General features: G+C 34.1%; 6 protein-coding genes. 5 read left to right on the top strand and 1 reads right to left on the bottom strand.

The annotated features are described in order from the left end of the window. Positions 1-52: 52 nt before the first annotated feature. Entirely contained in the window at positions 53-223 is a 171-nt protein-coding gene (locus tag ACH2CJ_RS12450) for a hypothetical protein (protein ID WP_394993136.1), read from the bottom strand. Positions 224-230: 7 nt separating this feature from the next. Here ACH2CJ_RS12450 and ACH2CJ_RS12445 point away from each other — a divergent pair, with 7 nt between their 5' ends. From ACH2CJ_RS12445 to ACH2CJ_RS12425, 5 genes are all read left to right on the top strand, one after another. Next, positions 231-3,311 carry a 7TM-DISM domain-containing protein gene (locus ACH2CJ_RS12445; RefSeq protein WP_394993135.1) on the top strand — a complete coding sequence of 1,027 codons (3,081 nt, stop codon included), beginning with the start codon at positions 231-233 and terminating at the stop codon, positions 3,309-3,311. Next, positions 3,238-3,945 (top strand): sensor histidine kinase, encoded by a 708-nt coding sequence (locus tag ACH2CJ_RS12440; protein WP_394993134.1) that lies wholly within the window; start codon positions 3,238-3,240, stop codon positions 3,943-3,945. Before ACH2CJ_RS12445 ends, ACH2CJ_RS12440 begins: the two co-directional genes overlap by 74 nt. A 126-nt stretch (positions 3,946-4,071) precedes the next feature. Beyond that, positions 4,072-4,704 carry a response regulator gene (locus ACH2CJ_RS12435; protein ID WP_394993133.1) on the top strand — a complete coding sequence of 211 codons (633 nt, stop codon included), beginning with the start codon at positions 4,072-4,074 and terminating at the stop codon, positions 4,702-4,704. A 183-nt stretch (positions 4,705-4,887) separates the two neighbouring features. Further along, on the top strand, positions 4,888-5,796 hold the full coding sequence (locus tag ACH2CJ_RS12430; protein WP_394993132.1) for an MBL fold metallo-hydrolase: 909 nt from the start codon (positions 4,888-4,890) through the stop codon (positions 5,794-5,796). Between the two features lie 177 nt (positions 5,797-5,973). Further along, on the top strand, positions 5,974-6,155 hold a 182-nt coding region (locus ACH2CJ_RS12425), incomplete at its 3' end, for a LytTR family transcriptional regulator DNA-binding domain-containing protein (protein WP_394993131.1).

Genomic DNA, 6,155 nt, shown 5'->3' with positions numbered 1-6,155 from the left:
CACTTTTTTAGCCCAAATCAAAAAACTTAAACAACCTCTAAAAGCTTCCTCATCAAAGAGTTAATTTTTTTAATGAATATTGTGTAATTGTCCCGTTCGGGACATAATATTGACGGTCGGCCGCTGCCGTAGAGTAAAAATAATATTCAAAATTCAAGCCCCATCGGAGCGAAATATTTTTATTATTAATTTCTACCGATATAACATGCCTAAAGGCATTCATAAATTATATGTTTCACCACCGAGTATTATTTTTGGTTGGGCTATTTATTTGCTGCTTTTTTTACTCGAAAGCCCAAAAACTAAACTACCGAATAGACCATTACGGCACCGAAATGGGACTTTCGCAGGGTTCTGTTTTTGCCATGCTAAAAGATTCGAGAGGAACAATGTGGTTTGGTACGCAAGATGGCTTGAACAAATGGGATGGTGAAAACTTTACAATTTTTCGGCCATCAAAAAAACAAAAAAACAGTATTAATGGTATAGAAATTAAGAAAATCATTGAAGATGACAAGGGCGATTTATGGATTGGTACTGAAAACTCATTGAATCATTATCGATACGTCAGCAATGATTTTGAGACTTTTTTTACCAAAAATAATAAGAACGAAATCGTAAAAAATGAAGTATTCCCAATCAAAGCTACCAATAGTGTTGTGTGGTATTGGTCGGATGCAGAAGGTTTGGTGAAATTGTCTCTGAAATCTCAAAAAAAACAAGTTATTCTTCCCAATAAATCGTTCAAAACTAATTATTTCCGAACAGTCAACTCTACGCAATTTGATGCTTTTGGTAAACTTTGGATTCATACTGCCGATGCGGTCATTAGACTCGACACAGCCCAACAAAACATTGATTATTTTTTCTCCAATCATCCAAAAAACAAAGCAGGGAAACCGCTCGAAATTATCAAAATTTTGCCAGTCGGCAAGCTGCTTTGGATTGCTACTTCCGATGGTTTGGTTTCATTCGATTTTTTCTCTAACGAAATAAAATACATCAAAGAATTTGGCAAAAACAAGTCGATTCAATTGGTTTTTGATTTAGATACTGACCAAAAAGGAAATTTATGGTTAGCGACCGAAAAGCATGGTTTATTACGCTATTCTATTGGTAATCAAGATTTTATACAAATAAAAAATGAAAGCTATTTAGGTAAAAACAATCTTTATATCAACGAAGTCAGTCAAGTTTATGTTGATTATGACGGTATTATTTGGGCAAACACCGACCCTTATGGCATTGACCGTATTCAGCTTTTACTTGGCAATTTGAGTAGTTTTAGGATTCCTTTTCCTGAAAACTTCCCGAAAGAATTACTCAATTATTCGATAAGATTTATACTGAAAGATGAGTCTAAAAATCAACTCATTTTAGGTACGCAACAAAGTGGACTTTGGATCATCAATGATAAAAATCTGAGCATAGAAAAAAGTTTTTATAATGATGAAAAAAATAATCTGCTACCGTCCAATACCATTCGATTTTTAAAGCAAGATTCCTCCAAAAATATTTGGATTGGCACTTCACAAGGCTTGGCATTTTTGCAAAACCAAACCATTACAAAGGTCAATAATCCCTATGGAAAAGACCGCTCCTTATCGAATTTTATTCGGTATATCGAAGACGATAAAAATGACATATTATTAGGTACAGAAGCAGGTATTTATTTTTTAAATAAACGTAAAAAAGTCATTAAAAACAAAGTTATTTTTAATGACAAACGCATTTCTTTGATTAAGAAAATAGGTGATAATCAATATTTTATCGGATTTTATAATGGTGGATTGTGGGAAATAAAAACACAAAATAATTTCGAAAACTATACTGTCAAAGAAATTATTCAAGATGGTATTCCGATTTGTGTAAAGCAATCAAAAGTTGATTTTTCGTGGTGGATTGGAACAAGCAATGGACTTTATCATTATAGTCCAAAAACAAACAAAAGCGAGGCTTTTACAACCGAAGACGGCTTGCCCAATAACTTCATTTATGCGTGCGAAATTGACAAAAACCAACAGATTTGGGTAAGTACCAATCGTGGACTTGCTCGCTTCGATGCCAAACAAAAACGCTTCACTTCGTTCAACCTAAATGATGGGCTACAAGCTTACGAATTTAATGGTTACAGCTCCTTGCAATCAACCAATGGAGAATTGTTTTTTGGTGGTGTAAATGGACTAAATCGTTTTTATGCTGACGATATTACGAAAAGTAAACAAACGCCTGATTTTGTTTTGAGCAAAGAAAAAACGCATCAATTTGTTGCTAATCGGTGCTTGAGTTTTGTGGATGAGTTAGATGCTTTTAAGCGTCCAAATATCGAAAATATTCAATTTATGGATAGTTTTAAGCCAATTTCTAACGATATTCCTAATTTTGGCTATACCAACAAACCCGTTTGGTTGATGATGCGGGTGATGAATTTAGCAGACAAAAAATGGTTTTTAGAAATCGAAAATAGTCGAATCAACGAAGTAGATTTGTTTGTTTTGGAGCATAATCGAATCATCCATTCAAAGAAACAAGGCGACCATTTTCCCTATCATTTGAGTCCGATTAAAGATTCCAATCCGATTTTTAAAATCGATATGATTGAAAACCAAGAATACTTGATTTTTTTGCGTTTTAAAAGTACCGAAGACTTGAAGTTTCCAATCAATTTTTGGCAAGAATCCGAACTTTTTCAACAGATTTCTACCCGCAAAATCATCTGGGGAATTTACTTTGGTTTCATTTTATTGATAGCTCTTTACAACTTATTTTTGTGGATGGTCATTCGAGACAATTCTTTGATTTATTATATTTTTTACGTCCTATGTTTCGGGGCATTGCAAGCAGTACTTTATGGATTTTTTTACCAATATATTTGGTCAAATTCGTGGTTAAATGACAGATTTCATTTGATTTTCTTGAACTTCTCTTCATTTTTCATGATTTATTTCACTATCGAATTCTTGAATTTCAAAGCCTATATTCTACAAATAATTATACCTGTCAAAGCTTTTTCGATGCTATTTTTATTGTTTAATATTAGTTTGCTTTTACACTATGAATGGTACTCAAATTTTATCGGCATTGCCTTAACTTTTCTTTTGTTGACACTTCAAATATCGATAGTTTATATATTTTTCTCGCAAAATCCGCATCATTCGTTATTATGCTTTGGCAATGGTAAGTATTTCGATTGCAGGAATCATTGTGGGTTTAAAAAACCTCAATATTGTATCGGCAATGAACCAAGAATATTACTTAATGGTGGGTTCGATGCTCGAAATTGTGTTGTTTTCGGTGGCTTTTGGCGATAAACTTCGGCAAAGTCAGAAAGAACAACAACGCCAACAAAATATCAGAAACGAAATCTCGACCAATTTACATGATGATTTGGCGGCGTCATTGAGTAGTTTGACCATGTATTCGGAATTAAGCCGCCAACGAACTACTTTGGCTAATCCCGAAATTGCCAGCAGATTTGATACGATTAGCCAAAAATCAAGAGAGATTTTGCGTTTAGTGCGAGAAGTTGTTTGGGATATAAACCCTTCAAACGACCAATCAGAAGAATGGCTCGAACGCATCATTGCTTTTGCAAGAGATGTTTTTGATTCCAAACAAATTGACCTCCAAATAGATGTTGATTCAGCAGCTTATCAAATCGTTTTGCCTGTGCTTGATCGACGAGAAGTTTATTTGATTTTCAAAGAAGCCATCAATAATATTGCTCGCCATTCGGCTGCTACTGAGGCAAGGTTTTTGGTAAAAAATATAGATAAAGTATTAACTATAAGCATTTTAGACAATGGAAAAGGGTTTAATGAAGATGCCATTCAGAAAGGCAATGGTTTAGAAAACCTTCAAAAAAGAGCCAATAAAATTAAAGCAAAATTAGTAATCAAATCAAAAGAAAATGAAGGTACAGAAGTGCAGTTAGTGTTGCGTTAATAAAATTTATTTATCAAAAGAAGGAGATTATCTAAATCATATTTGTAAATCATAATTTCTCTTACCTACTAAATCTAATAGTTTTTTTAGAGAAATAAATATCAAATCTTTGCAAGAAAAACTGTTATGATAAGAGTTTGTATTTACGAAGATATACCCGACTTGCGGGAATTGCTCACTGAAACGATTCGGAGTGTGCCAGAATTGCTATTCGTAAATGCGTATCCCAATGCCAAAAATATCTTGGAAAATACTCGCCGAGACAAACCCGACGTTATTTTGATGGATATTCAGATGCCTGGCATTTCGGGCATTGAGGCTGTGCAGTTAGTGAAAAATAAATATCCAGAAGTACAGCTGTTGATGCAAACAGTTTTTGAAGAAAACACCCGTATTTTTGCTGCGATTTGTGCGGGAGCAAGTGGTTATATTCTGAAAGCCTCTTCGCCTGAGCGTTATGTTTCGGCAATTATAGATGCTTATCAAGGCGGGTCACCCATGTCACCGAGCATAGCACGCAAGGTGCTAACGATGTTTCAAAACCAAAATCAAAAAATCAATGATTTTATTGAATTGACAGATAGCGAACAAAAAGTTCTTGAACTTTTAGTACGAGGTTTAAGCTATAAACTCATTGCCGACGACTTAAAAATATCCTATCCGACCGTTAATTTTCATTTGAAAAACATTTACCGAAAACTTCATGTAAATTCAGCAACTGAGGCAATTTCTAAGGCTTTGCAGAATAAACTGGTTTAGTTGCTATCCTGATTTTATAACGAGTCACCTTGAATACAATAGTTTCTTCAAAGTGTCATTATACTTACTAAATGGAATAACTTATCATTATTTTTCATTTTGAAAAACAATGATATTTTAAAAAAAAGAATTAAATTCGTAGTAAATTTCCAAATGCTATTCGAACTTCTAACACTATAAACAATGAAGTCTAAGTTATCTCCTTGTGTTTTGAGCCTTTTTTGCCTCAACACTTTTATTATTTATGCTCAACCTAATACCGATAATGCGGTAATTAGCACCATAAAAATCAATGATCATATCAGTATGCTACAGTGGTCGGGGGCTGGCAACATGATGTTGCTTTCAGGAAAAGATGGTAATATTTTGATTGACGACCAGTTTGCTCCACTTTCTGAAAAAATAAATGTGGCTATCCAAGCGATAAATCCGGGTCAAGTCAAATTCCTATTTAACACCCACTATCACGGTGACCATTCGGGCGGCAATGTAAATTTTGCCAATAAAGGTGCTACAATTTTCGCTCATGCCAATGTTCGAGCAAGATTAGCAGCCGATTCTACAAATCTAAAATTTACCAAATTAACAAAGCCTGAACCATCGGCGGCATTTCCTGTTGTTACATTTTTTGATGACATGAATGTATATTTGAACAATGAAGATATCGTTATTTTCCATGTAGAAAACGCTCATACCGATGGCGATGCGATGTTTTTTCTGCCAAAAAGCAATGTATTACACACAGGCGATTGCTTTATGAAAGGTCGTTTCCCGTATATTGATGCCAACTCTGGTGGTTCAGTAAATGGTTGGCTCAATGCAGTTTCGAGAGCTTTACTCCTAATTGATGACGAAACTATTCTCATTCCAGGGCATGGCGATTTAGCAAATAAAAAGGATTATCGAGATGTGCGTGATGCCGTCATGTCATTGAGAGATGCTGTAAAGAAAAACATAAAAACTGGTCAAAACTTAGATAAAATATTAGCCATGAACCTTACTAAAGATTATGATAAAACCTTCGGGAGTGGATTTATAAATGGTGATGCAATAGTGACTACTATTTTTAAAGAATTGAGTAGAGCAAAATAAAAATTATCAAAAATATTCAAAAAAGTGTCATGAGTTAATTTATGACACTTTTTTTATACCTATTCGATAACCTTTTGTTATATAGAAGGAACTATCATTTTCATTCAATCCTACTACATTTAGTAGTTTTTTGGAGTGTTCAGAAACTATAATTTTGGCCATTCTAAAACTAAAACTATGAAAACACTCGCACTTTCAAAACATCGTCCAAAAGAACAATTACCCCATGAAAACATCATTTGGATTGAAGGACAACAGAACTACTGTGTGCTACATTTAGCCAATGGAAAACCTATCGTTTTGACCAAAACCCTCAAAAATTTGGAAAAAGCCTTGGCCGATAATACCTTCGTCAGAAT

It is taken from the genome of Emticicia sp., assembly GCF_043780375.1.
GTDB lineage: Bacteria > Bacteroidota > Bacteroidia > Cytophagales > Spirosomataceae > Emticicia.
Note: the sequence above shows the minus strand (reverse complement) of the source record. Positions and strands in the feature narration are given on the sequence as shown.

Excerpts from the sequence above, each read along its gene's own strand:
- ACH2CJ_RS12450 (WP_394993136.1), bottom strand. The coding sequence starts at position 223 with ATGAATGCCTTTAGGCATGTTATATCGGTAGAAATTAATAATAAAAAT.
- ACH2CJ_RS12445 (WP_394993135.1), top strand. The coding sequence starts at position 231 with ATGTTTCACCACCGAGTATTATTTTTGGTTGGGCTATTTATTTGCTGC.
- ACH2CJ_RS12440 (WP_394993134.1), top strand. The coding sequence starts at position 3,238 with ATGAACCAAGAATATTACTTAATGGTGGGTTCGATGCTCGAAATTGTG.
- ACH2CJ_RS12435 (WP_394993133.1), top strand. The coding sequence starts at position 4,072 with ATGATAAGAGTTTGTATTTACGAAGATATACCCGACTTGCGGGAATTG.
- ACH2CJ_RS12430 (WP_394993132.1), top strand. The coding sequence starts at position 4,888 with ATGAAGTCTAAGTTATCTCCTTGTGTTTTGAGCCTTTTTTGCCTCAAC.